Source organism: Paenibacillus sp. PvP094 (assembly GCF_040546835.1).
GTDB classification, from domain to species: domain Bacteria; phylum Bacillota; class Bacilli; order Paenibacillales; family Paenibacillaceae; genus Paenibacillus; species Paenibacillus illinoisensis.
In genome coordinates this window covers 2,013,870-2,040,249 of sequence record NZ_JBEPOM010000001.1, presented here as the reverse complement: position 1 = coordinate 2,040,249, position 26,380 = coordinate 2,013,870, and the positions used below count along the sequence as shown (strand labels likewise).

25 protein-coding genes and 1 pseudogene are annotated in these 26,380 nt (G+C 48.6%); 25 read left to right on the top strand and 1 reads right to left on the bottom strand.

Features of this window, described 5'->3' with window-relative positions:
- The 9 genes and pseudogenes from rsmA (at position 1) to ABIC22_RS09520 (ending at position 7,949) form a co-directional block, all read left to right on the top strand.
- Entirely contained in the window at positions 1–903 is a 903-nt protein-coding gene (gene rsmA, locus ABIC22_RS09560; RefSeq protein ID WP_354480398.1) for a 16S rRNA (adenine(1518)-N(6)/adenine(1519)-N(6))-dimethyltransferase RsmA, read from the top strand.
- Positions 904–965: 62 nt separating this feature from the next.
- Positions 966–1,863: pseudogene (gene yabG, locus ABIC22_RS09555) on the top strand (sporulation peptidase YabG).
- Between the two features lie 153 nt (positions 1,864–2,016).
- Positions 2,017–2,292 (top strand): biofilm formation stimulator Veg, encoded by a 276-nt coding sequence (veg, locus tag ABIC22_RS09550; protein WP_095293350.1) that lies wholly within the window; start codon positions 2,017–2,019, stop codon positions 2,290–2,292.
- 233 nt (positions 2,293–2,525) lie between these two features.
- A complete protein-coding gene (locus ABIC22_RS09545; protein ID WP_095293351.1) occupies positions 2,526–2,702 on the top strand; it encodes a small, acid-soluble spore protein, alpha/beta type in 177 nt (58 codons plus the stop codon).
- 148 nt (positions 2,703–2,850) lie between these two features.
- Positions 2,851–3,705 (top strand): 4-(cytidine 5'-diphospho)-2-C-methyl-D-erythritol kinase, encoded by an 855-nt coding sequence (gene ispE / locus ABIC22_RS09540; protein WP_095293393.1) that lies wholly within the window; start codon positions 2,851–2,853, stop codon positions 3,703–3,705.
- A 98-nt stretch (positions 3,706–3,803) separates the two neighbouring features.
- Positions 3,804–4,631 carry a pur operon repressor gene (gene purR / locus ABIC22_RS09535; protein ID WP_095293352.1) on the top strand — a complete coding sequence of 276 codons (828 nt, stop codon included), beginning with the start codon at positions 3,804–3,806 and terminating at the stop codon, positions 4,629–4,631.
- Positions 4,632–4,819: 188 nt separating this feature from the next.
- Positions 4,820–5,104: a septation regulator SpoVG gene (gene spoVG, locus ABIC22_RS09530; protein WP_017691372.1), complete on the top strand. Its 285-nt coding sequence runs from the start codon at positions 4,820–4,822 to the stop codon at positions 5,102–5,104.
- A gap of 399 nt (positions 5,105–5,503) precedes the next feature.
- A complete protein-coding gene (gene glmU / locus ABIC22_RS09525; RefSeq protein WP_164764365.1) occupies positions 5,504–6,895 on the top strand; it encodes a bifunctional UDP-N-acetylglucosamine diphosphorylase/glucosamine-1-phosphate N-acetyltransferase GlmU in 1,392 nt (463 codons plus the stop codon).
- Between the two features lie 100 nt (positions 6,896–6,995).
- A complete protein-coding gene (locus ABIC22_RS09520; RefSeq protein ID WP_017691370.1) occupies positions 6,996–7,949 on the top strand; it encodes a ribose-phosphate diphosphokinase in 954 nt (317 codons plus the stop codon).
- 103 nt (positions 7,950–8,052) lie between these two features.
- Here ABIC22_RS09520 and ABIC22_RS09515 read toward each other — a convergent pair whose 3' ends face one another.
- Entirely contained in the window at positions 8,053–8,253 is a 201-nt protein-coding gene (locus ABIC22_RS09515) for a hypothetical protein (protein ID WP_024633712.1), read from the bottom strand.
- 140 nt (positions 8,254–8,393) lie between these two features.
- Between ABIC22_RS09515 and pth the strand changes: the two genes are divergently transcribed.
- From pth to ABIC22_RS09435, 16 genes are all read left to right on the top strand, one after another.
- Positions 8,394–8,954 carry an aminoacyl-tRNA hydrolase gene (gene pth, locus ABIC22_RS09510; RefSeq protein WP_336784354.1) on the top strand — a complete coding sequence of 187 codons (561 nt, stop codon included), beginning with the start codon at positions 8,394–8,396 and terminating at the stop codon, positions 8,952–8,954.
- A 100-nt stretch (positions 8,955–9,054) separates the two neighbouring features.
- Entirely contained in the window at positions 9,055–9,285 is a 231-nt protein-coding gene (gene fin / locus ABIC22_RS09505; protein ID WP_095293355.1) for an anti-sigma-F factor Fin, read from the top strand.
- 276 nt (positions 9,286–9,561) lie between these two features.
- A complete protein-coding gene (gene mfd, locus ABIC22_RS09500) occupies positions 9,562–13,089 on the top strand; it encodes a transcription-repair coupling factor (RefSeq protein WP_354480390.1) in 3,528 nt (1,175 codons plus the stop codon).
- Positions 13,073–14,239, top strand: coding sequence for a peptidylprolyl isomerase (locus tag ABIC22_RS09495; RefSeq protein ID WP_354480387.1), 1,167 nt, complete (start codon positions 13,073–13,075; stop codon positions 14,237–14,239). The genes mfd and ABIC22_RS09495 overlap by 17 nt, the downstream gene beginning before the upstream one ends.
- A 281-nt stretch (positions 14,240–14,520) precedes the next feature.
- Positions 14,521–15,063 (top strand): stage V sporulation protein T, encoded by a 543-nt coding sequence (gene spoVT / locus ABIC22_RS09490; protein WP_095293358.1) that lies wholly within the window; start codon positions 14,521–14,523, stop codon positions 15,061–15,063.
- A gap of 180 nt (positions 15,064–15,243) precedes the next feature.
- Positions 15,244–16,953, top strand: a complete 1,710-nt coding sequence (locus ABIC22_RS09485; RefSeq protein WP_354480384.1) for a putative polysaccharide biosynthesis protein — start codon at positions 15,244–15,246, stop codon at positions 16,951–16,953.
- 151 nt (positions 16,954–17,104) lie between these two features.
- The gene (gene yabN, locus ABIC22_RS09480) at positions 17,105–18,601 is read left to right on the top strand and encodes a bifunctional methyltransferase/pyrophosphohydrolase YabN (protein WP_354480381.1); all 1,497 of its coding nucleotides are present in this window, start codon (positions 17,105–17,107) and stop codon (positions 18,599–18,601) included.
- Positions 18,602–18,910: 309 nt separating this feature from the next.
- A complete protein-coding gene (locus ABIC22_RS09475) occupies positions 18,911–19,183 on the top strand; it encodes an HU family DNA-binding protein (RefSeq protein ID WP_017691362.1) in 273 nt (90 codons plus the stop codon).
- The gene (locus ABIC22_RS09470; RefSeq protein WP_095293361.1) at positions 19,183–19,461 is read left to right on the top strand and encodes an RNA-binding S4 domain-containing protein; all 279 of its coding nucleotides are present in this window, start codon (positions 19,183–19,185) and stop codon (positions 19,459–19,461) included. Before ABIC22_RS09475 ends, ABIC22_RS09470 begins: the two co-directional genes overlap by 1 nt.
- Before the next feature lie 173 nt (positions 19,462–19,634).
- Positions 19,635–19,919, top strand: a complete 285-nt coding sequence (gene yabP, locus ABIC22_RS09465; protein WP_095293362.1) for a sporulation protein YabP — start codon at positions 19,635–19,637, stop codon at positions 19,917–19,919.
- On the top strand, positions 19,916–20,485 hold the full coding sequence (gene yabQ, locus ABIC22_RS09460; RefSeq protein WP_127540864.1) for a spore cortex biosynthesis protein YabQ: 570 nt from the start codon (positions 19,916–19,918) through the stop codon (positions 20,483–20,485). The genes yabP and yabQ overlap by 4 nt, the downstream gene beginning before the upstream one ends.
- Before the next feature lie 12 nt (positions 20,486–20,497).
- On the top strand, positions 20,498–20,833 hold the full coding sequence (locus ABIC22_RS09455) for a septum formation initiator family protein (protein ID WP_154896921.1): 336 nt from the start codon (positions 20,498–20,500) through the stop codon (positions 20,831–20,833).
- A gap of 199 nt (positions 20,834–21,032) precedes the next feature.
- Positions 21,033–21,557 carry a S1 domain-containing RNA-binding protein gene (locus tag ABIC22_RS09450; RefSeq protein WP_095293365.1) on the top strand — a complete coding sequence of 175 codons (525 nt, stop codon included), beginning with the start codon at positions 21,033–21,035 and terminating at the stop codon, positions 21,555–21,557.
- Between the two features lie 528 nt (positions 21,558–22,085).
- Positions 22,086–24,593 (top strand): stage II sporulation protein E, encoded by a 2,508-nt coding sequence (spoIIE, locus tag ABIC22_RS09445; RefSeq protein WP_170948307.1) that lies wholly within the window; start codon positions 22,086–22,088, stop codon positions 24,591–24,593.
- A gap of 85 nt (positions 24,594–24,678) precedes the next feature.
- Positions 24,679–25,431: a vWA domain-containing protein gene (locus tag ABIC22_RS09440; RefSeq protein ID WP_095293366.1), complete on the top strand. Its 753-nt coding sequence runs from the start codon at positions 24,679–24,681 to the stop codon at positions 25,429–25,431.
- Positions 25,415–26,362, top strand: coding sequence for a serine/threonine protein kinase (locus ABIC22_RS09435; RefSeq protein WP_127540868.1), 948 nt, complete (start codon positions 25,415–25,417; stop codon positions 26,360–26,362). The genes ABIC22_RS09440 and ABIC22_RS09435 overlap by 17 nt, the downstream gene beginning before the upstream one ends.
- The last annotated feature ends 18 nt before the right edge of the window (positions 26,363–26,380 follow it).

The window sequence follows — 26,380 nt, the reverse complement described above, 5'->3', positions numbered from 1 at the left end:
ATGAATGGCATGGATGAGACTTTGGAAATTGCAACACCCAAGCGAACGAAAGAGATAATTCAGAGACACGGTTTCTCCTTTAAAAAAAGTTTAGGTCAGAACTTTCTGATTGATCAGAATATATTGAACAAAATTGTAAATGCAGCGGATCTGGACGAGTCCAAGGGCGCACTCGAAATTGGCCCGGGAATTGGAGCGCTTACGGAGAGATTGGCCCGGGTAGCCGGTCCTGTAACGGCTGTGGAAATCGATCAGCGTTTGTTACCGATCCTTGGAGAAGTAATGGAGCCTTATCCCAACGTTCGGATACAGCACGGCGATGTGCTGAAGCTGGACTTGGCAGAGCTTTTCCGCACAGACTTTGCTAGTGTGAGCAAGGTGAGTGTTGTAGCCAATCTGCCGTACTATGTGACGACTCCTATTATGATGAAACTGCTGGAAGAGAAACTGCCGGTAGACAGCATTGTCGTTATGATTCAGAAGGAAGTAGCAGAACGTATGGCAGCTGCCCCCGGCTCGAAGGACTACGGAAGTCTGAGCATTGCGGTCCAATATTACAGTGTGCCTGAATTGGTTTGTATTGTGCCGCCAACCGTATTTATTCCGCAGCCGAATGTTGAATCGGCTGTCATCAAGCTCAAGGTTCGTGAGCAGCCCCCTGTCGAAGTGCCGAGTGAAGCACACTTTTTCGAAGTGGTACAAGCCTCATTTGCCCAGCGCAGAAAAACCATCTCGAACAATCTGAAAGCTCGCTTCTTCACCAAGGAGAATCGGGAGCAGGCTGATCAGTTACTGGAGCAGGCTGGCATTCAGCCGTCCAGACGGGGTGAGACACTTAGTCTGCAGGAATATGCGACGCTAAGCACGGTGATGTGGGATGCAGGAGTTCGTGCCGGCCTGTGAATAAATTCGGATGAACCAAACCGGGTCTTTGCCCATACGATGGGGTAGAGGTGATTATGTTGATGAATATCGGAGACTTGGTCGTTCGTAAGTCATACGGTGGAGATGTGACTTTTCGGGTGGAAGGCCTCCAGTTGGATAGCGCGGTCATTAAAGGGACCGAATTCCGGCTGCTTGCCGACTCCCCGGTGGACGATTTGATACAGGTTCCTTATGAGCCGCAGAGTGCCAAGACCAGGCAGGCACATGTAAAAGCACATCAAACACTCTCCAGGCTGCAGCAGAACCGGATTGAACAGGCGGAACGCAACCGTGAAGGCCTGACGCAGGACTGGGCTGCACAGCGGGGAGCCGGCTTATTTTGAAATGCCCGGCAAGGTGCTTCACTTGGATGGGGATCCAAATTACCTGAAGAAAAGTATGGCTCTCTATGAGCAGCTTCGTGTCCCGGCAGAGGGTCAATATGTCCATGAGTCAGCCATGGCTGATGCCCTGTATCGTCTTCTTCCCAAAGTCCAGCCTGACATTGTAGTCATTACGGGCCATGACGGAGTGCTGAAGACCCGTCAGCCTTACGACTTATACAGTCTCGGAAGTTACAAGAATTCGCAAAATTTTGTAGCGGCGATCCAGGTTGCAAGACAATATGAGCGTCATCTGGATGCGCTCACGATCGTTGCAGGAGCATGTCAGTCCCATTTTGAGGCACTTCTGCGGGCAGGTGCGAACTTTGCCAGCTCACCAGGCCGAATTCTGATTCATGCCCTTGACCCGGTATATGTGGCTGCCAAGGCAGCCTTTACATCCGTTAGGGAAACGGTGAATATGAATGATATTCTGCATAACACAATTAGTGGCAGCCAGGGTGTAGGTGGTGTCGAAACACGCGGCAGTTACCGCGTTGGCCTGCCTGGTTTGAATGATTTATCTACACTTAAAGTTAACCCATCAGTCGTCTGATATAAGTCAATTAAAGTCCCAATTTGGGGCTTTTTTCATTTGCAAAAAAATTCATTGACAGCAACTTTTCCATGCTGATATAATATTTAGTTTTGATTTGACATTGACTGTAAATTCAGGTATAATGGACAAGAAAAGAGGTGGTCGTCGACAATGGCTAAAAATACGCTGTTGGATATCAAACGCAATCTCGATGCTCATATAGGTCAAAAAATTATGTTGCGGGCTAATGGTGGCCGCCGTAAGACTATCGAGCGTACGGGTGTCTTGGAAGAAACGTACCCTTCTGTTTTTATCGTCAAGCTTGATGAGGAGCAAGAAACGTTCAAGCGAGTCTCTTACAGTTATGCAGATATACTTACGGAGTCGGTGGAAGTCATGGTATTTAACCCAGGCGACCAGACGCCTAACTCCTACATGGAGACGTAAGCATCGTTTTACAGGCAGTTTGCCCCTTGGGGCGAACTGCTTTTTTATTTGTGTAGAAATACTGTCCAGACAGGCAACTGCAGGAATGAGGTTTAACCAGAAACGGCATACTACTTGAACAGGCCCATACTGATATGCTGAACTGTTCATCGAAAATGGTGGCTCTGAAGCTGTCAGGAAGAATCCTGGTGAAATGGACTAATCAGAACTGTTACTTCAAGGAGGATGGTTTCATGAGTCGCAGAAGAAGAAGTGTAATGTCAGATGAGCTCAAGTATGAGCTGGCAAAAGACCTGGGATTTTATGATACCGTACAGCAGGAAGGTTGGGGTGGCATCAAAGCCAAGGATGCAGGCAATATGGTGAAGCGTGCCATTCAGCTTGCTGAAGAGGCAGCACGCAAATCGTAATTCGATCTAGACGGTTTGGAGAGCGGGGCCTTCCACGAGGTTGACCTCGCTTTTTCCCCATGAATTCGGAATAAAAATGACTTGACAGCCCCATTTTGATATAATATGTTAAGTTGTCTTAGGGAAAAGGTGAGGACGGGTGAACGCCTTGAAAATTTACGAAAAAGCGCCTGCTAAAATTAATTTGATGCTGGACGTTTTACATAAACGAAGCGATGGCTTCCACGAAGTTGAGATGATCATGACCATGGTCGATTTGGCAGACCGGCTGGAAATGTCGGAACTGCCTCGCGATACGATATTTATCTCCAGTCAGGCCGGGTATATTCCGCTTGATGAGAAGAATCTGGCATTCCAGGCGGCCAGATTAATCAAAGAGCGCTATGACGTGCGTACTGGAGTGCACATTCATCTGGACAAAAAGATTCCGGTGGCTGCCGGTCTGGCAGGCGGCAGCAGTGACGCTGCAGCTACGCTGCGTGGCTTGAACCGCCTCTGGCGTCTGAATATCCCGGATCACGAACTCCAGGAGCTTGGGGCAGAGCTTGGTTCGGATGTACCTTTTTGTATTACAGGGGGTACAGCGCTCGCTACAGGCCGTGGAGAGAAACTGAAACCAATGCCTAACCCACCGCAATGTTGGGTCATCTTGGCGAAGCCTCCAATCAATGTGTCGACAGCGGATGTGTACGGAAGATTCCGCAGCGACAAGATTGTTCGGCATCCAAGTGCGGCCAAAATGGAGCAGGCCATTCGCAATCATTCCTTTGCAGAGGTATGCGGACAGATGGGGAATGTGCTTGAGGATGTTACGCTTAAGCTGTATCCGGAAGTTCAGCATCTGAAGGATGCCATGATGAAGCTGGGTGCAGATGGGGTGCTCATGTCGGGTAGTGGCCCAACAGTATTCGGATTGGTCTCCAAGGAAGCAAAGGTTGCACGGATCTATAATGGGCTGCGCGGCTTCTGCAAAGAAGTGTATGCAGTACGCATGTTGACTTAGAATTCGCTTTTATAATGTACAAACACGTATAAAGGTGGTATATTTTTAAATAATTATTCGGATTTGGATGTTTTCCGTGATCGTGAGGATGGATCTCTGTGAAGAAATTAAAACGAAGCGCTAGGCTGGTTGAAATGACGCAGTATTTATTGTCAAGACCGCATACGGTTATTCCGTTAACCACTTTTGCCGAACGTTATGGTGCCGCGAAGTCGTCAATCAGTGAGGATTTGGCGATTATCAAGGAAGTGTTCGAAGAAGGTGGGTCGGGAGAACTGCAGACACTGGCAGGAGCTGCCGGGGGAGTTAAATGGATTCCGAAGGTGTCCAGAGAACATGCTCTGGCTTTTGCCGAACGACTAAGCAATCAGTTGGAGCAGCCTGACCGTATTTTGCCTGGCGGGTATCTCTATATGTCTGACCTGCTTGGACAGCCTGCATTGATGAATGAAGCAGGTAAAATATTTGCGACTGCTTTTGGCAACATGGATATCGATGTAGTCATGACGGTAGAAACGAAGGGTATTCCTCTGGCTTATGCGACTGGAGCCCAGCTTAACCTGCCTGTAGTGCTCGTGCGCAGGGACCATCAGGCTACGGAAGGATCGGCCGTAAGTATCAATTATGTATCGGGGTCCCATAAAAGTCTCCATACCATGTCCCTATCCCGCAGAGCGATGCGTGAGCATTCAAGGGTTCTGATCGTGGATGATTTCATGAAAGCCGGTGGAACGGTACAGGGCATGATTGATTTGCTCGCCGAGTTTAATGCAACGGTAGCAGGTGTAGGGGTACTGGTAGAATCTGGTTCAGTTGATTCGGAAGAGCGTTTGCTGACCGATTACGTATCTCTTGCGCAGCTGACAGCCGTGGATGCAAAAAGCAGACACATTTCGGTCAAGCCTGGTAACTATTTTGACCTGTAGAAAGATGACGAATAACATGTCGGGAAAGGTTCTTTTCCATCGACCTGGCACTAACGTTGTCGAATTGTGTATTAAATAAAAAAATTCCTGAAATTAGGACATTTTTGTGGTTATAAAAAGAAGGAGTTCGTATAGGCTGTGTGGAATTATACACCAAGTTCTGATGGAAAAAGGTGGTGAACACACACATGCAAATTACGGATGTCAGACTCCGCCGTGTTAACTCGGAAGGGAGAATGAAGGCTATCGCATCCATTACCATCGATAACGAATTCGTCGTTCATGACATTCGCGTCATTGATGGGAACAACGGAATGTTTGTTGCTATGCCGAGCAAGCGGACTCCTGACGGAGAATTCCGTGATATCGCCCACCCGATCTCTTCCGGTACTCGTGAGAAGATTCAGGCTGCTGTTTTGACTGAGTATGACCGCGCTGCAACTGAGGAAGAAGTCATTGAAGAAGGTGCCTGAGAACATTATTGGGGTTCGAAGGAAAAGAGAGCCATGTCTTATGGCTCTCTTTTCTTTTTGACCGGAATAAGATATATTCAGTATTGAGTTTATTCAAACAGGAACATTTAGCAGCTTTATTGCTGGAAAATGTTGAAGGAAACATTAGCGCAGCGTGCGCTTGGTGACAGGGCGGCATCTTAAGAGTCATTGGGATTCGGTTAAGGCTCGCAGGTACACGGCGTATACATATAGGTCACGATTTGTTCGTGTCCGCGTTGTTACGTGTGATAACAGAGACAGTAGGCGATGAACAAGACCGGCTTCAGGCCGGCTGAACGATACTTATCAGGGATGATCCATTAAGGTGGGTCTTCCGGATGGGGTTTTCAGAACAGGAGGTCGTGAAATTTGAAACGAATGGCAATTGTACTTGCTGCAGGGCAAGGTAAACGAATGAAATCTAAATTGTACAAAGTACTGCATCCCGTATGCGGTAAACCTATGGTAGCTCATGTGCTGGATGCAGCTCTACGCGCAGGCGTTGAGCGCAGTGTAGTCGTGGTCGGTCATGGTGCCGAAGCGGTGCAGTCATTTTTGGGTTCCAAAGCAGAGTATGCACTTCAGGCTGAACAATTGGGAACGGGTCACGCGGTAAAGCAAGTGAAGTCTTTGCTTGGAAGTGAGCAAGGCTCTACTATAGTCGTATGTGGAGATACACCACTGGTAACCAGTGAAACGCTGGAAGGTCTGATGAAGCTTCATGAGAGTCGCGGAGCTGCAGCAACCGTGCTAACGGCTCAATTGGACAATCCAAAAGGTTACGGCCGCGTCATTCGCGGAGAAGACGGTTCTGTACAACGCATTGTGGAACAGAAGGACTGCAACGAGCAGGAAGATGCTGTGAAAGAAATTAACACAGGGACTTACTGTTTCGATAATGCGAAATTGTTTGCTGCACTGGAGAAAGTGACCAACCAGAACGCCCAAGGAGAGTACTACCTGACCGATGTTGTTGGGATTTTCCGTAACGATGGTGAAGTGGTTGAAGCTTATATGTCAGATGATATCGCGGAATCCATCGGAGTTAACGATCGACTTGCTCTGTCCCAAGCAGAAGCATATATGCGTGAACGTTTGGCTGTAAAACATATGTTGAACGGTGTTACGATCATTGATCCGTCATCGACATATATCGGAGCGGATGTTACGATTGGATCAGACACGGTATTGTATCCGGGAACCATTCTGAAAGGGACAACCTCCATTGGTGAAGCTTGCCATATTGGTCCTCAGGCCGATATTGAAGACAGTGTTATTCAGAACGGTGTGACGATTAAACATTCCGTGTTGTCCCAAGCCGAAGTAGGCGAAGAGACAACGGTAGGACCATTTGCTTACCTGCGTCCTGGTACCAAGCTGGGCCGGAAAGTAAAAATTGGTGACTTTGTCGAAGTGAAAAATGCTACAATTGATGAAGGATCCAAAGTATCACATCTCAGCTATATTGGGGATGCTAAAGTAGGGAAGAACGTAAATGTTGGATGCGGGGCAATAACGGTTAATTATGATGGATATAATAAAGCTGTAACGACAATCGAAGATGATGCGTTCGTAGGCAGCAATGTCAATCTGATTGCACCGATCACGGTAGGAAAAGGCGCTTATGTGGTTGCCGGTTCAACCGTTACACATTCCGTTCCGGAGAACGATCTGGCTATTGCTCGTCCTCGCCAGGAGAACAAACCTGGTTACGCGGAGAAAATTCGCGGACGTGCCAAAGCCAAGAAACAAAATGCCAAACCCGAATAAGGGGTATTGATATTCTGATTGCCTCCCGATCTTCGGGAGGTGCCGACATGTCGCAGACGCTTATAGATTCCAATGAACCAGCACGGAGGGTTTTTATTTTATGACTTATTTTGATTCGAAATTAAAAATATTTACTTGCAATTCTAACCCCAAGCTTGCCCATCAAATTGCTGATTATATCGGAATTCCTATGGGTGAATCTCACACAACCAGCTTCAGCGATGGTGAGATTCAAGTGAAGCTCTCCGAGAGCGTTCGGGGCTGTCACGTATACATTGTGCAGTCCACTTGCTTGCCGGTTAACGACAACCTGATGGAGATGCTCGTCATGATTGATGCACTGAAACGGGCATCAGCCAAGACAATTAACGTTGTAATTCCGTATTACGGTTATGCACGACAGGATCGTAAGGCACGTTCGCGTGACCCAATTACGGCGAAACTGGTAGCCAATCTGATCGAAAAAGCAGGAGCTACCCGCGTGATTGCGATGGACTTGCATGCCATGCAAATCCAGGGCTTTTTTGATATTCCAGTGGATCATCTGCTTGGTGTGCCGATTCTGGCTCAATATTTCCGCTCCAAACAGATTGAAAATCCGGTCGTTGTATCCCCTGACCACGGTGGTGTAGTTCGTGCACGGAAATTGGCTGATTTCCTGAATGCACCTCTGGCCATCATTGATAAACGTCGTCCGGAGCCGAATGTAAGTGAAGTTATGAACATTATCGGTAACATTGAAGGTAAAACAGCGATCCTGATCGATGATATCATCGATACGGCAGGAACCATTGTGCTGGGTGCAAATGCACTGATGGAAGGCGGCGTGAAGGAAGTATACGCATGCTGTACTCACCCGGTATTGTCCGGACCAGCGATGGAGCGTTTGGAGAATGCACCACTGAAAGAAGTTATCGTAACGGATACGATTCCAATCACGCATGCCAATCCGACAAGCAAACTTAAAGTGTTGTCTGTAGCACCTTTGCTCGGGGAAGCCATTATCCGGGTTCATGAGGAATTGTCAATCAGCAAGCTGTTTGAAATTGAATAAGGATGTCTGCACAAAGTAGTAGAGGGGTTACGTTTTCCGGTCGAACGGAAAATGTAACCCCTGTCGGCGTGCCATTATAACGAAGCTTGGAGAGGCCGGATGATTAATATCCAGGCCGTGAAATGAAGCGAAAACGCCGCCGATGAAAAAGAGTGTCGGCAATTTCGACAAATTGATTATCGAAACGTGTAATCAATCCGATCTCAATATGGGTGTCGCGATCATATACCTGTACGGGTACATGGTATTCGAGATGATAGATAAAATCACTATGTTGAGTCAGCTGTCCGTTATCTTCGCGCAAAAACCCGCTCACCTTCCTGGGTTAATAAGATAATAATCGTGAAAATTACAGTAAATAGGAAGTTCACTTTCTTGATATTATATGAAATATAACATTCGAAGTCTATGCCTCACCTCATGTCATCCGAAGGAGGGAATAAGATGAAGTGGATTGTCGGCCTGGGTAACCCGGGCTCAAACTATGCCAAAACACGACATAATATTGGCTTTATGGCACTGGACCAACTGGCCAGTCGTCATGGGATTTCCATTACTCAGAGCAAATGCAAAGCGTTAATTGGAGAAGGAAATATTGGCGGTGTGAAAACCGTGTTGATCAAACCCATGACATTCATGAATCTGTCCGGTGAGTCGGTACGGGCATATATGGACTTTTACAAAGTCAGTCTGGAAGATCTGATTGTCGTTTATGATGACATGGACACGGAGATTGGCAAAGTCAGACTGCGTTATCAAGGTAGCGCTGGCGGCCATAATGGAATCAAATCCATTATTCAGCATACCGGCACACAGCAATTCAACCGTGTACGGATGGGCATTTCGCGCCCGGAACCTGGACACGCCATTGTTGATTATGTACTGTCTACATTTATGAAGAAAGAGAAGGAAGCGCTCGAACATACCATTGAGCAAACCTGTGATGCTTTGGAGCATAGCCTGGATCATACATTTGAGCAGACAATGGCTAAGTTTAACGGGTAATACTTGTTGGAAGGCATGCTGGAAAAAATGATCAAAACCGGGTTCAATTCAGTCATAATGGGCATACTGGACGTATAAACCATGTTCAGGAGGCATAAACATGTCAGTGAATTATGTGTGCAGGCACTGCCGTACCTTTATTGGCCGAATCGATTCTGCCCGAATATCAGAAGAACAGTTGGGCTTTCATTTCTTGACCCCCGACGAGCGGAGGGATATAATAGCGTATAATTCCGGTGGGGATATTACCGTTCGGATTACATGCGATTATTGCAAAGAAGCGCTTGAACTCAATCCTGAGCTCAGCTTACTGGCGAGCCCGCTTCAATAATAAGCCTGGTTCGCAGCGAAGATGGATAACAGATGATGGGGGCCGCGGAATACCGCTCCACCTTTATAGCCTTGGCAGCCTGCTGAGGCTTCTTTTCAATTTGGGAATGAAAATGCTGATGACGGAATTTGGGTTATTGGTTGAACCTGATGTGGTAATGAAGCGAGTAATCCGATATGATGAAACAGGACAAAAAGGAATTTGTATCCAATTCAGAATGATAATACTGCGCTTTGGCGTGAACTAATCAAGTAAGTTATAAGAGAGGTGCCCCTTTTGTTACAAGCACTTATACAGGCTTTTTCCAAAGATCCCGATTTTGGATCCATTACTGCCGGTATTACGTCCGGTATGAAAGAGCAGCTGGTCTCAGGATTGTCCGGATCAGCGCGCCAGATCATGCTGGCAGCTCTGCACCAAGAGATGAACCGACCACTGCTCGTCGTTACACACAATATGTTTTCCGCACAAAAAATCGCAGAAGATTTACAGGAAGCGCTTTCACCAGATCAGGTGCTGCTCTATCCTGCGAATGAACTTGTAGCCGCTGAAGCCGCTGTTTCCAGTCCGGAAACACTGGGTCAGCGTATTGATGTGTTAGTTCGTTGCGCCCAAGGTTTTAGGGGCGTTGTTGTTATTCCATTTTCCGGCGTGCGGCGTTATGTCCCTCTTCCGGAAGTGATGGCGAATGCTCAGATTACCATCAAACAAGGGAATACACTCGATCTGGACTCGTTCCTTCTGGAGATGGTGAAGCTTGGATATGAACGGGTAGAACGGGTTGAATCTCGCGGTGAGATGAGCGTGCGCGGAGGAATTATCGACTTTTATCCAGTGACATCGTCCATTGCTTATCGGGTGGAATTGTTTGACGATGAAATTGACTCCATACGAACATTCGACCCAGCGGACCAACGCTCCATTGAACGTATCGATGAAGTTACGGTGCTGCCGTGCAAGGAATTGATTGCTGACCGCGAACGTATGGAGAAGGCTGCGGATGAAACTGTCGTTTTACTGGAAAAACAACTGGAGAAAATGACTGATCGCCAGGCCAAGCTGCGTCTCCGTGAAGAAATTCACCGGGAGATTGAGCTGCTGCGGGAGCATGTGTATTTCTCTGAAATGTATAAATATATATCACCGCTCTATCCGGAGCATAAAACCATCTACGATTACATGCCGGAGGACACGCTGCTTGTTCTGGACGAACCTGCACGGCTGGCTGAAACATCCAAGCAGCTCGACCGGGATGAATCGGAGTGGAATCTGCATTTGATGCAAAATGGAAAAACGCTGCCTGATCTTCATTTGTCGGCAGATGGGGATGAGCTGTTATATGAACGTCCATTCCAGACACTGTTTATGTCGATCTTCTTGCGTCAGGTTCCACATACACAGCCTCAAAACATTCTGAATTTTATCAGTCGGGGCATGCAGGATTTCCACGGACAGATGAATGTGCTTAAGGCCGAGATGGAGCGCTGGCAGAAAGCCGGAGTGCATGTGCTTATGCTGGCGAGCGGGGAAGAAAGACTCGATCGTATGCGGCGCGTCCTCATGGACTACGATATACCGGAACCGGAAATGCTTATCGGTAACCTGCAGACCGGATTCGAACTGCCGTCCATTCATTTAGCCGTCGTAACCGAAGGTGAGATGTTCTCCCAAAAGCAGCGCAAGGCACGCAAACAAAGCCGTAATGTAGATAATGCAGAACGGATTAAATCGTATAGTGAGCTGAAAGTGGGCGATTATGTTGTCCATCAGAACCACGGGATTGGTAAATATCTAGGCATTGGTACGCTTGAGGTTGGCGGTATTCATAAGGACTATATGCATATTCTCTATGCTGGTGGGGATAAACTGTCGGTACCGATCGAACAGATCGATCTGATCCAGAAATATGTCGGGTCAGAAGAGAAAGAGCCCAAGATCTACAAGCTGGGTGGTAACGAGTGGACACGGGTTAAAAATAAAGTTCGTTCATCTGTACAGGATATCGCCGACGATCTGATCAAGCTCTATGCGGAGCGTCAGACCTCAAAAGGTTTCGGTTTTGAGAAGGACTCTGCCGAGCAGCAGGAATTTGAGGCCATGTTCCCTTATGATGAAACTCGTGATCAGGTCCGTGCGATTGAAGAAATTAAAAAGGACATGGAACAAAATCGTCCCATGGACCGTCTGCTATGTGGAGACGTCGGTTACGGAAAAACCGAGGTTGCCATTCGTGCTGCTTTCAAAGCGGCAATCGAAGGCAAACAGGTTGCGGTACTCGTTCCGACCACGATCTTGGCACAGCAGCATTATGAGACATTCCGTGAACGTTTCTCGGGGTATCCATTCAATATTCATGTCCTAAGCCGGTTCCGTTCCCGTAAGGAACAAAATGAGACCGCCAAAGGCATTAAAAGTGGAACAGTCGACATTGTCATTGGTACGCACCGGTTGTTATCGCAGGATCTGGTATTCAAGGATCTAGGACTGCTTATCGTTGATGAAGAGCAGCGCTTCGGTGTAACCCATAAGGAGAAACTGAAGAAGCTGAAAACAAACGTGGACGTGCTCACACTGACGGCTACACCAATTCCGCGTACCCTCCACATGTCCATGCTGGGAGTCCGTGATCTCTCGGTTATTGAAACACCACCAGAGAATCGTTTCCCGGTGCAAACCTATGTCGTGGAACATAGCCAGGCGCTTGTTCGGGAAGCCATTGAGCGGGAACTGGCACGTGGGGGTCAGGTTTATTATTTGTATAACCGTGTTCAAGGAATTCAGGAGATGGCTGCCGAAATTGCTGACCTGGTTCCTGGAGCGAAAGTGGGCGTGGGCCATGGTCAGATGTCGGAGACAGAGCTGGAGAAAACCATCCTGGACTTCCTGGATGGCGAATATGATGTGCTCGTAAGCACAAGCATCATTGAGACAGGGGTAGATATCCCGAATGTAAATACCCTGATTGTTCATGATGCAGACAAAATGGGCCTTTCCCAGCTGTACCAGCTGCGTGGGCGCGTTGGACGGTCCAATCGAATTGCCTATGCGTACTTTACGTACCAAAGGGATAAAGTGCTGACCGAGGTTGCAGAGAAACGTCTGCAGTCTATTAAGGAGTTTACCGAGCTGGGGTCGGGATTCAAAATTGCGATGCGAGATCTATCGATCCGCGGAGCAGGGAACCTGCTGGGAGCAGAGCAGCACGGCTTCATTGCCTCAGTCGGATTCGACCTGTATTCTCAGATGTTGGCCGAGGAAATTAACAAACGCAAAGTCACCATGCTCGGGGAAGAGCCGGTACCTTCCGATCAATGGAACACCACGCTCGATCTCAGCATCGATGCCTACTTGCCGGGTGATTATATCTATGACAGTATACAGAAGATTGAGATTTACAAAAAAGTGGCGGTTATTGCCTCTTTCGACGATGCCATGGAGCTGGAAGACGAATTGGTTGACCGATTCGGCGACCTTCCGGAAGCTGTCATTAATCTTATGGCTGTAGCCAGGTTGAAAGTGTACGGGAAAATGTACGGAATTGAGTCCATTACGCAGCGTGGTGACGACCTTACCGTGAAATTCTACGAAGGCCGTGAGCATGCATTTGAGCTCTCGAAAATTGCGCACATTGGAAATCAGTTCGAAAGACGTGTACAATTTGAACAAGGACCCCATATGCTTATTCATGTCAAAGGCAAAGGGCTTGGGGACAAGCAACTGATGGAGCTGGTAGAGAAATTTCTGGAGTCCATGAAGAGTGCTTTTAAATCAAAGGGGGAACCAAAGGATGTTACCAAAGTATAAAAAAGTAGGGAAAGTACTCTCCGTGAGTATGGTTGCAGTACTGTCCTTATCACTGCTTGCTGCATGCGGCAAGAAGGATGAAGCAGCTACACCAGAAACCAATGATACAAGCGCTGTTGTAGCGACATATGATGGCGGTACAATTACAGCCAATGAATTCGATATGGAGCAACGGGTCATGAAATTCCTCTATCCGGAATATGCACAAATGATGGAGATGGACGATTTCAAGGACTACCTGGTGCGCCAGGAAGTTGCTTATGAATATTTGAGTGGCAAAGCGAGTGAAGAAGCCAAAACAGAAGGTGCCAAAGTGGCTACCGAGCAGTTCGACAAAATGAAGGCTTCTGTTCAAGCCGATCAATGGACTGAAATGTTGAAAGCTCAGAACCTGACAGATCAAAACATCAAGGATTACATGACTCGCATCATGACTGTTATCAAGGATAAAGAGACTGGCGTTACGGAAGATGCAATCAAAAAAGAATTTGAAACAAACAAGGATCAGTTCACAACCGCTTCGGTTCGTCACGTCCTGATTAACTTCACGGACCCAGATACGCAAAAAGAGCGTAAAAAAGAAGATGCCTTGAAAATTGCGAAAGAAGTTAAAACTAAACTGGATGCCGGTGAAGACTTTGCAAAAGTTGCAAAAGAATACTCCGAAGATCCAGGCTCTGCAGATAATGGCGGATTGTACGAAAATACCCCTGTATCCAACTGGGTAGAAGCGTTCAAAGAAGCTGCCAAAACATTGCCGATCAACAAAATCAGTGATCCGGTTGAGACGGAATACGGCTATCACGTGATGAAAGTGGAATCCCGTACGGAAGCAGACTACAGCAAATTGACAGATGAGCAAAAAGAAACACTCAAAAGCCAATTGGCAGCTGCAGAGATCGATACGTTCATGACAAATGAACTGGATAAGATCGTGAAGGAAGTAAACCTGCCGAAGACAGACAAGGCTGAAGAAGGTACTACGGAAGGTACTGAAGGCACAACGGGTACTGGAACTGGAACCGAAGGTGACAAATCTACAGAAACCAAAACGGACGAGTCCACAGGTACTGACGCTAAGACAGATCAAGGTACTAAAACAGAGTCCGATGCAACAACAGGCGATAGCGCAGATACAAGCAGCAAGTAAGAAACGAGCTGCAGCACACTTACTTTCTGGACAAGCTTAGAGAAGCAAGGGGAGGACTTATGGCCTGCCCCTTGCTTCTTTTTGTACAGACAGCAGCGTAATGGGTACATGGTCACCTTCTGCGAAGAGAACACAACTATATTCTTCAAAGTATGTATAAGGAAATGGGAACAGATGAATACTATGGTCAAGATATCACACTAAACGTTCTGGGACTTTCCTCTACCCATTAAGGAACAGTAGTTGAAAAATCTTCTCGAGAAAGTGGGGCAACATGTGAAATGAAAGCTACTGGTATTGTCCGCCGTATTGATGACCTCGGCCGTGTGGTCATTCCAAAAGAAATCCGTCGTACGTTACGAATTCGTGAAGGAGATCCGCTTGAGATTTTTGTGGATCGTGATGGAGAAGTCATTCTAAAAAAATATTCGCCGATCGGCGAACTGGGCGATTTCGCCAAAGAATATGCTGAATCGTTGTATGAGAGTACAGGTCATGTAACCATGATCTCCGACCGCGATACCATTATTACGGTAGCGGGTGGCTCCAAGAAGGAATATCTGGACAAGCAGGTAGGTCAGCTGGTAGAGAGCTGCATGGAAAATCGCAAGACCATCGTTGAGACAGGTAGTGGCTCCTATGAGATCAGCAAGGATCATGATGAAACATTATCCTCTTTCGTCATCGCACCCATCATTTCGGGTGGAGACCCTATTGGAACCGTCATTCTGTATAACAAGGATGAATCCGTGAAGATGTCCCAGATGGAAGTAAAAATGGCTGAGACAGCTGCTGGCTTCCTTGGCAAGCAGATGGAACAATAAACAGCAGATTAACTCCTGATGCCTATTCGGCAGACAGGAGTTTTTTTGCATTTAAAAAGGCTGAATTAAGAGCGGATAGAGGGAACTTCAACAGAAGGTTAGTCTGTGCGGCTTCAGGCAGGTATAATAGCAAAGTATGCTTACTGGATATAATCGCTTGGATAACTGTAGGAGGGACTTATGAAACAGCCGTCTACTACTGGCTCAAGATTGCTGCAGGGTGCATTTGTGCTTGGCCTTGCTGCCATTATTTCTAAAATCATCGGTGCTTTTCAAAAGATTCCGTTACAGAATCTAGGGGGCGACGGTGTTTTTGGCATTTATAACACGGTATATCCGTTCTATATGCTTATTATTACGATTGCTGCCGCCGGACTGCCTGTTGCCGTATCCAAATTTGTTGCCGAACAACATGCGCTGGGGAGGCCCGAGGAGGGCAAACGGATTATCCGTCTGTCTTCCATGCTTCTTGGAGGCATCGGATTAATCCTGGCCATACTGATGTACATTGGTGCACCACTTATAGGTCATCTGATTGGTAATGGACATGTCATTCCTTCTATTCGGGCTGCAGCGCTTGCACTGCTATTTGTCCCGCTAATGACTGGACTCCGTGGATATTTTCAGGGTTTACAGCAGATGGTGCCGACCGCTGTGTCACAGGTTGTAGAGCAGACGATTCGTGTGACGGTAATGATTGTGCTGCTGCTATGGCTGATGAAGCGGGAAGCATCACTGGAGTCCATTGCTGCCGGAGCCATGCTAGGTTCCGTTGCCGGTGGATTTGTGGGGTTACTCACCATGCTCGCCTATATGTACGGTAGGCGGCGAAAGAGCAGGAAAACGGGTCTATCCCAAGAAGTGATGGAAGGGTTGCAGAGATCGGAAGCCAGGGAGGGACAACTACAGCAATGGACAAAAAACGGGCCTGGACCGGAGAAGCTCCCCACCAATGGTCAATGGATTCGAACCTTGCTGGTATATGCCATTCCCGTCTGTCTGGGTTCGCTCGCTGTACCTCTGATGAACCTGGTGGATACCTTCACGGTGCCCCGGCTTCTAAGAAGTGAAGGGTTGGATGAGGTCGAATCCATGGTGTCGTTCGGAATTTACAATCGGGGGTTACCGCTTGTACAGCTCGTGACGATGCTTGCTACGTCGCTATCCGTGCTGTTCATTCCGGCGATGGCCGAAGCCCGCCTGAAGGGCGGGCCGGAAGCCGTCAGGCAGCAGGCAAGCATCGCGCTGCGCTGGTTCTGGTTAATCGGTCTGGCTGCATCCGCTGGTCTGGCGGTGCTGGCAGAACCGATCAACCGCATGCTGTACGGTGATGCCGCAGGCACCGAAGCTCTGCGGTATATGGCGCTGACGGCGGCGGGCAGCACCGTCAGCATCATTGCGGCGGCGCTGCTGCAGGGCCTCGGCGCCGTGCGCGCACCCGCGTTCAGCATGCTGGCCGCCGCAGGCGTCAAGGCGTTGCTGAACGTCATGCTTGTGCCCGCGCTGGGCATCAGCGGCGCGGCCCTGGCAGGCGCAGTCGCCTATATGCTGGCGGCCGGCCTGAATGTGGCCCTGCTGGCGCGGCGTACCGCGATGCGCCCTGACCCTGGCGCCGTTCTGGTGAAGCCGGCGCTGGTGATCGCCGCCATGAGCGTGGCGGCGGCAGGCATGGCCTGGGCTGCCGGAGCGGTGCTCGGCGGCATGGGCATCGCGGCCGATCGCAGGCTGGCCGCGGTAGGCATAAGCCTGCTTGGCATTGCCGCAGGCGCAGCCGTGTTCTTGCTGGCGTCAGCCCGTACCGGGCTGCTGACCGCCACAGATCTGGCCGCGATCCCGAAGCTTGGACCGCGCCTGGCCAAATTGCTTCGCAGGATGCATGTCCTGCGGTAGCCCTGTCTCACCCTTTTACGTGTGAAATTATTGGATATCCACTGATTCTGTTATAATACGTGTAATTATAGAGCGCTGTTCTGCGTATGTTCCTCATGTCGATGTAACAAAGGGAGGCATTCTGCAGAATGGTTCGGATGGAGGCTTGAAAATGAGCGCAGCAGCTTTGACCGTCGTTGGTCTTGGATCAGGAGATGCAGATCAGCTGACAGTAGGTATTATCAAGAAAATGAAACAAGCGGCTACGCTGTATGTCCGCACATTGGATCATCCTGTGCTGAATGATCTGAAGCAGGAAGGGCTGGAGATGACATCATTTGATGCAATCTACGAGGCGAAAGCATCATTCCCGGAGGTCTATGACGAGATTGCCAATCGCCTCATTGAGGCTGCCCGTCAGGGAGAGCCGGGAACCGAGATTGTCTACGCTGTGCCAGGCCATCCGATGGTGGCAGAGGCGAGTGTACGGCTGCTTAAGGAACGCTGCCCGCAAATGGGGATCTCACTTCGTGTCATGGGGGGAGAGAGTTTCCTGGATGAAGCCTTTATCCGTCTCGGATTTGACCCCATTGAAGGCTTCCAACTTCTTGATGCAAGCAGCCTGAGCACGGAACTAGTGCAGCCTCAGCTGCATACCTTGATCGGGCAGGTTTATGATGTGTTTACTGCGTCTGATGTGAAGCTATGCCTGATGGATGTATATCCAGATGATTATCCGGTATTTGTTGGACACGCCCTCGGTGTACAGGATCAGGAGATCATCCACAAGGTACCTCTTCATGAGCTGGACCGGATTGAAGGTTACGGAAACCTCTCCCTCATTTACGTGCCGAAAAACACGGATGATGCCCTGCGACGCCGCTCTTTTGCAAGGTTGCATGAAATTGTTAATATTCTTCGCAGCCCGGGCGGATGCCCGTGGGATCAGGAGCAGACCCATCAGTCGATTCGCAAGAACCTGATTGAAGAGACGTACGAGGTCATTGAAACGATCGATGAAGATGATCCTGACCACATGAAAGAGGAGCTTGGGGACTTATTGCTGCAGATTCTGCTGCATTCCCAGATGGAAGAGGAAGTGGGCACCTTCAATGTGTTTGATGTCATTGAAGGGCTTAATGACAAGCTCATTTTCCGTCATCCTCATGTATTTGGCGAGCATCAGGCCGAGAATGCGAATGAAGCACTGCAGAACTGGGAACAGATGAAGGCAGAGGAGCAGAAGCGCAAAGGGATCGATCAACAGACCGTTTCGGTGCTGGATGGTATTCCCCGCGATTTGCCTGCCTTGATGAAAGGGTACAAGCTCCAGAAGAAAGCAGCCAAGGTTGGTTTTGACTGGGATGATGTGAATGGCGTATTTGCCAAGATTGAAGAAGAGCTGGCAGAACTGAAAGAAGCAGTGCGTAGCAATCAATCGGCTGAAGAGCGGAAGCTGGAACTGGGCGATTTGCTGTTTGCTACGGCGAATGTGGCTCGTTTCATTGATACGGACCCGGAGGAGGCTCTTGCTGCCACCAACCGCAAGTTCACTCAGCGGTTCCGATATATTGAGGAGCGGCTTCGTGAACTTGGAAGGACACCTGCAGATAGTAACGTCGAAGAGATGGAGCAATTCTGGCAAGCGGCGAAGAAGGCTGGACTGTAACAGGGTAGACCAAGTAAACTGTTCAAATATCCTTGTTCCATGTTTTTCAATGGTATGATATGCTATACGAACATGTGTTCATATTTGGATTAGGGTTATTCCTGATTGATCGGACAACATTCCGGGTATTGGACTTAGACTTTCTATAGGCATAGGTTCATCATCAGCCAAAAAAAGTCGCTGGCCGAGGCAGGAATTCAGAATCCAAGCCAGAATACATGTGTAGTAACCTTGCGCGAAAGCCGCGGCAGTCAGTCGGTTTGCCAGGATTCGCAGATACTTTCTTTTTAATTTGGGAGGCTTTTAAAAATGAACAAAACAGATCTGATTAACAACATTTCCACCAAAAGCGGTTTGACTAAAAAAGACGTTGAGTCCGTATTGAACGGCTTCTTGGGAGAAATTACAGATGCACTCGCAAGCGGAGACAAAGTACAACTGATCGGCTTTGGCACTTTTGAAACCCGCAAACGCTCCGGTCGTACCGGACGTAACCCACAAACAGGGAATGAAATCGTTATTCCTGAGTCCACTGTTCCTGCATTCAAAGCAGGCAACAAACTTAAAGAAGCCGTAAAATAATGCGTCTTGATAAATTCCTGAAGGTCTCCCGGCTGATCAAACGCCGCACTGTGGCCAAGGACGTCTCCGAACAGGGGCGTGTTCTGATTAACGGACGTGAAGCGAAGCCAAGCGCTGCTGTTAAAGTGGGCGATGAGCTGACGGTTCAGTTCGGTCAGAAGCTGGTCACTGTGAAGGTGGAACGTCTTGCTGAGAGCACCAAGAAGGACGAGGCGAGCAGCCTCTATACCTTGGTTAAGGAAGAGCCGATCGCCAAGGATAACGGGCTGAACTGGTAATCATCTGCCCGATATGCTCTTTTGTGAATGAAAGTAAGTGAGATAGAAGCACCTTTCCTATACAGGAAGGGTGCTTTTGTGTTTGCATAAGCAGAAGCATTTCCTTCATGATCCCTGGTTCTATTCCCGCCTTCGCCTCCATAAGCTAGGTGTAAGAAGGAGGGGTACATGCCATGGTTGAGCACGGTAAACCGAAACAGCATCATTTGAGCATGCAAAATCGCAAACTGCTGGATCTGACAGGTGTCTCCAATGTAGAGAGCTTCGACAGTGAGGAATTTTTGCTGCAGACTGAACTTGGGCATCTGACCATCCGGGGGCACAATTTACATATCAAAAACTTGAGCCTGGAGGAAGGTTTGCTATCCATTGAAGGTACAGTCAGTTCTCTGCAATATCTGGACCCCGGTTCCCAGAACAAGAATAGTAAAGGCCTGTTCGGCAAGATGTTCCGATGAGTCTGGACACGCAGTGGATCACATTAACATGGATGCTGTTGTCGGGAATCGTAATGGGTATGGCCTACGACAGTTACCGGGTACTGTCCGGTCAGCTGCGCTTCCCGAGATGGAGCATGCACACGCTTGACCTGTTGTACTGGGTTGCTTCCGCGCTGTTCGTTTTCCGGATGCTGTATGCCGGAAACCACGGACAGCTGCGGTTTTATGTCTTTTTGGGACTAATTATAGGGGTTTGCTTCTATTTTTGGCTTTTAAGTGTTACAACCCAGCGTTTTGTGGTAATGTTAATTAAACTCGCAAGAACACTTATTCATTGGTGTGGACATATCCTTAACATCCTGTTCGTTATGCCAGCGAAGGGACTATACAAGCTAGTTCGCGTGATATTGGGTTTTGTGCTCGCGATACTGATATTCCTGGGCAAGCTGGTATTGCAATGTTTGGTACCTTTCGGCAAGTTGTTCCGCTGGATGTTTAGGCCGCTCCTGAAGCATTGGGTAACGCCCCGTTGGATGATCCGTGCGGGTTCAAGTATTGCAACGATATGGAAACGCTGGTTTTAAGGAGGTCCAAAAATGGGTAAAACACCTGTGGGGAGATCTGCAGCCCCAACAGGCCAAGGGAAATCTGCCGGCGCAAGAAGACGCCTCATGCTCTGGATGACATTCATCGTTGTATTTGTCATTTGGGCAGGATATACGTTCCTTGTACAGAATGCACAGATTTCGGACAAGAGTTCGCAATTGGCCGCACAGCAGGCTTCGAAGGAAGAGACGCAGAAGAAGCTGGATCAGTTGAAGTATGAAGTCAGTCGGTTGAAGGACCCTGAATACATAGGACAGCTGGCGCGGAAAAAAGGCTATTACTTGCCTGAAGAGACGCCAATCCAGGTTGAAGAGTCAGGGAACTGATGAAATTACGCTCATGACTGAGCAAGAATTATTATCCATATATCTGAAGCCGTTATACTGTAAAAAATAGGCTCCCCTGCGGGGTAGAGCTCTGTTGACCTTGGTTTGCGGCATAAGGTATAATTACATTTAGCACAGCATTGATTTTGGCATCTAAAAAATCGGGTTGTATATTTTTAAGGGAGGATCATTTTATTCTATGGCAATTGAAGTGGGCACCAAGTTAGAGGGCAAGGTGACAGGCATCACGCATTTTGGAGCATTTGTGGATCTGTCAGGAGGTGTCACGGGTCTCGTTCACATCTCGGAAATCGCCGACAATTATGTCAAAGATGTCAACGACCACCTGAAACTTAATGACGTCGTTACAGTGAAGGTCATCAACGTTGACAAGGATGGCAAAATCGGACTTTCCATTAAGCAAGCTGTTGACAAACCGGTTGAGCAACAAACACAATCCAGACCCCCAAGAGCTCCAAGACCGGAACGCAGTGGAGGAGATCGCGAACGATTCAGCGGTGGAGGCCCAAGTGGCGGCCAAGGCCGTGGCGGCGGCGGTGGATTTAACCGCGACCGTGGAGGCCGTTCTTTCAAGCCCGCAGCAGGCAAACCTTCATTTGAGGATAAAATGTCACGCTTCCTGAAAGATAGTGAAGAGCGGATCTCTTCGCTCAAGAAGAACACAGAGGGCAAACGCGGAGGCCGTGGAGCCAAGCGCGTGTAATCTGTATCAACCTGATTTAAAATATAAGAAAAGCCGTTAACCCGTAAGGGTCGACGGCTTTTTTGCGTTTTGTCCTTTTTTTCTTTTAGTCTGTTGGTTGCGCATATTTTTTGGGGTTTACCGTCGCCTATGCGCGTTCCACTGGATTCCTGGCTTTTCTTGTAAAGTAGTGCTCCACAGATGCACTTTTTTCGCACAAGGACCATAGGAAATAAGAACATTTGTCGTCTACCATTTTTTACCGACATGTTTCCATGCCATTCCGCAGGTATCCCGTTCAATTCAAGTTAAAGGCAGAACAAATGCCATTCAAAATAAGACAACCCCGTCCTCGGTGAATCAGGTTGTAAAGGATGGAATGACAATAAGGCCGGGGGTTTCGCTCCTCCGCGCCAGGCTTGTTTCTTTTGTCGTAAACTTTTTGAACCCTGTCCACCTATTGTGACAAACTACGTCTTCTAATCTATCTATAATCAGAACCATCGAGAATGAAACACGAAAACAAATAATCGAATGGGGTGCCTTGGGATGATGGAAAAGTGGAATGTCATTCAATTTCCGGGAATGAAAGCTGGTAAAGGGAGTACAGAAGCTCGGGAGGAGCTGTCCGTACGTCTCAAACAGTGGATTACCTCCCGCAAGGCTGTCCAGTTCGTTGCTGCACGCAAATGGGTGCTGCTCCTTACATTTATGGGATTTTTATTAGGGAAGGCCATGATCCTGAATGAACTATCGCCCTTTGCAATTGCCTACTTCGCGGTGATTGCCTTCATGCGAAGGGATTACATTATTCCCGTTGGGGCCGCTTTGCTGGCGGGGAGTCTGTTTGCTCCGTTTCCGGTTCCACTTATCGTTGCGTCTGAGATGGCGATCTTCTATCTCTTGTTCAGAGGGCTGGAGTCTTATGACCGTGCTGAATTATCTTATGCACCAACAATGGTGTTTACGACTACTTTTATGGTCAAGTTATTCGCAGTCGTCATTGGGCCGTCTTTCAGCTGGTACGCCATGTTAATGCTCACGATGGACTCCGTACTCAGCTTCGTGCTTACCCTGGTTTTTATACAAGCCATACCGATTTTTACGTACCGCAAAAAGAAATTCAACCTAAAGAGCGAGGAGATCCTCTGCCTGATCATATTGCTGGCCTCCGTTATGACAGGCGCGGTGGGCTGGACCATTCAGTCCCTTTCCGTGGAGCATATGCTCTCTCGTTATTTAATTCTGATCTTCGCGCTGGTGGGCGGAGCCCCCCTTGGGGCATCCGTCGGGGTCATTACGGGGCTGATTTTGAGTCTCGCTGACATGTCCGCCGTATACCAAATGAGTTTGCTCGCTTTTGCCGGGATGCTGGCGGGTATGCTTAGAGAGGGCAAACGTGCAGGCGTTGCACTGGGGATGCTGCTCGGCTCATCCATTCTATCCATTTATCTGGGCGGTCCAGGTGACGTGATGAACTCCTTATGGGAGACGTGCGCAGCCATTGTTCTTTTCATGCTTACACCTAAAAGCATGATGGCGGCCATATCCAAATATGTGCCAGGTACACAGGATCATACCAAATCGCAGCATGAATATGCGAAGCGAATTCGGGATATCACGGCAGAACGGGTGACCCGCTTCTCACAGGTATTCCGCCAGCTTTCCCGCAGCTTCGATCAGATGTCCGGTACGGGGGAACCGGTACAGAACGAAGGCGGCATGGAGCATTTCATGAATGCGGTAGCAGAGGGAACGTGTGCAGGGTGCTTCAAACGTGCACAGTGCTGGGATGCAAAGTTTATTCAAACCTATAAATACATGACGGATGTGATGAGTTCCATTGAGGCAAACCCGGAGATGTCGGGCAAACAAATTCCTGTGGAGTGGAACAGGGTATGTGCCAAACCGGAGGAGGTGCTCGAGGTTATGCGTGCCCAGTATGGGCTCTACCAGCATAATATGCAGTGGAAGCGTCAGATTGTGGACAGCCGACAGCTGGTTGCCGAGCAATTATCCGGAGTATCCCAGGTGATGGAGGACCTGGCCAGAGAAATCCAACGGGAAAGTGAGGAGATGGTACAGCAGGAGGAACAGATTCGGGATGCGCTGGAGTCGCTGGGCCTGTCCATTCATTCGATTGAGATTATCAATCTGGAAGCAGGCAATGTGGAAATCGAGATTGTTCATGCCTACACGAGGGGATTTGATGAATGCCGGAAGATGATCGCACCGCTGATTTCGGATGTTCTGGACGAGCATATTGCTGTTCTTCATGAGACGATGACGGATCCGCGTCAGGGTCTGGCAACCGTTACCTTTGGATCAGCCAAAACCTATGAGGTGACTACAGGGGTAGCTGCGGCTGCCAAAGGGGGAGATTTGTTATCCGGGGACAGCTTCAGCACGGTTGAACTGGGGAATGGTACCTTTGCGGTGGCACTCAGTGATGGTATGGGCAACGGGGAACGTGCGCGCATGGAGAGCAGTGCCGCGTTAAATATTTTGGAACAGTTGCTTCAATCAGGCATGGATGAGAAGCTGGCGATCAAGTCCGTGAACTCTGTGCTGATGCTGCGCTCACCTGAAGAGATGTATGCGACGGTGGACATGGCTCTAATCGATGAATATACGGCAGAGACCACATTTATGAAAATCGGCTCAACTCCGAGCTTTATTAAACGCGGACAGGAGGTTATTCAGGTATCGGCCAGCAACCTGCCCATTGGCATTATTAAAGATATCGAAGTGGATCTGGTCACTGTACAGCTTCAACCGGGCGACATATTGATTATGATGACGGATGGAATTTATGATGCCCCAGGGTATGCCGTCAACAAAGAGCTATGGATGAAACGTCTCATTCAGGAGATTGATAGTGACGATCCGCAGGAGGTAGCGGACTGCCTGCTAGAGAGCGTGATTCGATATCAGCAGCATGAGATTTTGGATGATATGACTGTCGTTGTAGGAAAAGTAGAGCACTACCGTCCGGAATGGGCCACATTGCGAGTACCGGGTATTAACCGGATGGAGCGTCCCCGTACAGTAAGTTAATTGCATCGTTCTCTGTTTGAAGTCTCTTCATTCTGGCAATGCTAGTCATAGAATTGGAGAGTAACGAAAAACGGAGGGATTTCGGATGAAGCAGATCTTGTTGATCACCGACGGTTGTTCTAATGTAGGTACAAGTCCGGTACTGGCAGCAGCGGAAGCCCGTGAAGAGGGAATCACGGTCAATGTAGTTGGTGTGATCGATTATGGGACCATTGGTGAACTGGGTAGCCGGGAGATTGAGGATATTGCAAAAGCCGGAGGGGGGATCAGCCAAATTGTCGGCACAAGGCAGCTTGCCCATACGATGCAGATGATGACAAGGAAAACGGTGGTTCAGACCATTCAGCAGGCGGTTAATAGAGAGTTAACACAAATTTTGGGAGAGAAGGTGTCCAAAACCGTAACAGACCTTGAACCTGCACAGCGTGCTCAGGTGGTAGAAGTAATAGATAATCTGGCTGAAACAGCCCCTCTTCAGGTAATCCTGTTGATCGATGTAAGTGCAAGCATGAAGCCGAAGCTCGCTGCGGTTGAAGAAGGAATCCGGGATTTGATGTTGAGCTTGCAGTCGCGTGTAGGGCAGAGCAAGCTCTCGGTATTTCATTTCCCGGGTCGCCATAGTGGAGAAGAGGCTGTGATGGATATCAACTGGACATCGGATCTGGGCAGTGTCCGTTCGCTGTTTGGACGTCTGCAGATGAAAGGTGCGACCCCGACAGGTCCTGCGATTCAGAAGGTGATTGATTTTTACCGTTATGGTACACTGGAGGGACAGCAGGAAATAGAAGGGAACTATCGCATTGAAAGAGAAGGGATGCTCGGTGACAACGTTGTCTGATGCCTCTTTCCCGCCAGGAACAGTAATTACGGGAAAATGGAATCGCAGCCGTTATACGATTCGCAAGCTGCTGGGCAAAGGCGCCAACGGCATCGTTTTTCTTGTCCAGCGGGGTGAGAATGGCAAGCACTATGCACTTAAGATGGGATTTGATCCGTTCGATCTGCAATCAGAGATCAATGTGCTCAAATCGTTTCAGCTACAGCGTAATCATGAGGCCCTGAAGCAGAGTGGTATTCCTTCCTATCTCAAGGATGTGGACGATTATGCCATTCAGGGACGGGACATTCCCTTTTATGTGATGCGTTATGTTCGGGGTGAAGCTCTTCACCACTTCATCAGGCGTCAAGGGACGGACTGGACACTGCTGGTTGGGCTTAGACTCTTGCAGAAGCTGGCACAATTACATCAGGCGGGATGGGTGTTTGGTGATCTTAAGCCTCAGAACGTACTGGTATCCGATTTTGGTCAAGTGGAGCTCATTGATTATGGTGGAGTAACGTCGATTGGACGAAGTGTGAAACAGTTTACCGAATGGTATGACAGGGGCTTCTGGAATGGCGGAAGCCGAACAGCAGATGGCACCTACGATGTTTTTGCTTTTGCCCTGTTACTGATTCATGTATTGGAGGGTGAAGCACTCAAGGCGCTGGCTGCCGAAGGATTGCCACAACTGCGGAGTGTCAATCAGCTCACGGCCCTGGTGGAGCGGAGCGAAAGGCTGCGACCGTTTCGTAACTGGACGATTCAGGCCCTTCGGGGACAGTTCCGGGATGCCGGACATGCAGCCAAGGCCTGGAAAGACATGATGGCCCGGCCAACACATCTTCGCCGGCGTTCATCAAGCACTACACCACGCTGGCTGAAAAATGCATTCGCTGTATCCGTTATATTACTTATTGGGGTACTCATCTATGCACTGCGTTTTTAATTTTTACAGGTGCATATA

Coding starts and splice junctions, on each gene's coding strand:
- rsmA (WP_354480398.1), top strand. CDS start 1: ATGAATGGCATGGATGAGACTTTGGAAATTGCAACACCCAAGCGAACG.
- veg (WP_095293350.1), top strand. CDS start 2,017: ATGGCTAAAAATACGCTGTTGGATATCAAACGCAATCTCGATGCTCAT.
- ABIC22_RS09545 (WP_095293351.1), top strand. CDS start 2,526: ATGAGTCGCAGAAGAAGAAGTGTAATGTCAGATGAGCTCAAGTATGAG.
- spoVG (WP_017691372.1), top strand. CDS start 4,820: ATGCAAATTACGGATGTCAGACTCCGCCGTGTTAACTCGGAAGGGAGA.
- glmU (WP_164764365.1), top strand. CDS start 5,504: ATGGCAATTGTACTTGCTGCAGGGCAAGGTAAACGAATGAAATCTAAA.
- ABIC22_RS09520 (WP_017691370.1), top strand. CDS start 6,996: ATGACTTATTTTGATTCGAAATTAAAAATATTTACTTGCAATTCTAAC.
- pth (WP_336784354.1), top strand. CDS start 8,394: ATGAAGTGGATTGTCGGCCTGGGTAACCCGGGCTCAAACTATGCCAAA.
- fin (WP_095293355.1), top strand. CDS start 9,055: ATGTCAGTGAATTATGTGTGCAGGCACTGCCGTACCTTTATTGGCCGA.
- ABIC22_RS09495 (WP_354480387.1), top strand. CDS start 13,073: ATGTTACCAAAGTATAAAAAAGTAGGGAAAGTACTCTCCGTGAGTATG.
- spoVT (WP_095293358.1), top strand. CDS start 14,521: ATGAAAGCTACTGGTATTGTCCGCCGTATTGATGACCTCGGCCGTGTG.
- ABIC22_RS09485 (WP_354480384.1), top strand. CDS start 15,244: ATGAAACAGCCGTCTACTACTGGCTCAAGATTGCTGCAGGGTGCATTT.
- yabN (WP_354480381.1), top strand. CDS start 17,105: ATGAGCGCAGCAGCTTTGACCGTCGTTGGTCTTGGATCAGGAGATGCA.
- ABIC22_RS09475 (WP_017691362.1), top strand. CDS start 18,911: ATGAACAAAACAGATCTGATTAACAACATTTCCACCAAAAGCGGTTTG.
- ABIC22_RS09470 (WP_095293361.1), top strand. CDS start 19,183: ATGCGTCTTGATAAATTCCTGAAGGTCTCCCGGCTGATCAAACGCCGC.
- yabP (WP_095293362.1), top strand. CDS start 19,635: ATGGTTGAGCACGGTAAACCGAAACAGCATCATTTGAGCATGCAAAAT.
- yabQ (WP_127540864.1), top strand. CDS start 19,916: ATGAGTCTGGACACGCAGTGGATCACATTAACATGGATGCTGTTGTCG.
- ABIC22_RS09455 (WP_154896921.1), top strand. CDS start 20,498: ATGGGTAAAACACCTGTGGGGAGATCTGCAGCCCCAACAGGCCAAGGG.
- ABIC22_RS09450 (WP_095293365.1), top strand. CDS start 21,033: ATGGCAATTGAAGTGGGCACCAAGTTAGAGGGCAAGGTGACAGGCATC.
- spoIIE (WP_170948307.1), top strand. CDS start 22,086: ATGATGGAAAAGTGGAATGTCATTCAATTTCCGGGAATGAAAGCTGGT.
- ABIC22_RS09440 (WP_095293366.1), top strand. CDS start 24,679: ATGAAGCAGATCTTGTTGATCACCGACGGTTGTTCTAATGTAGGTACA.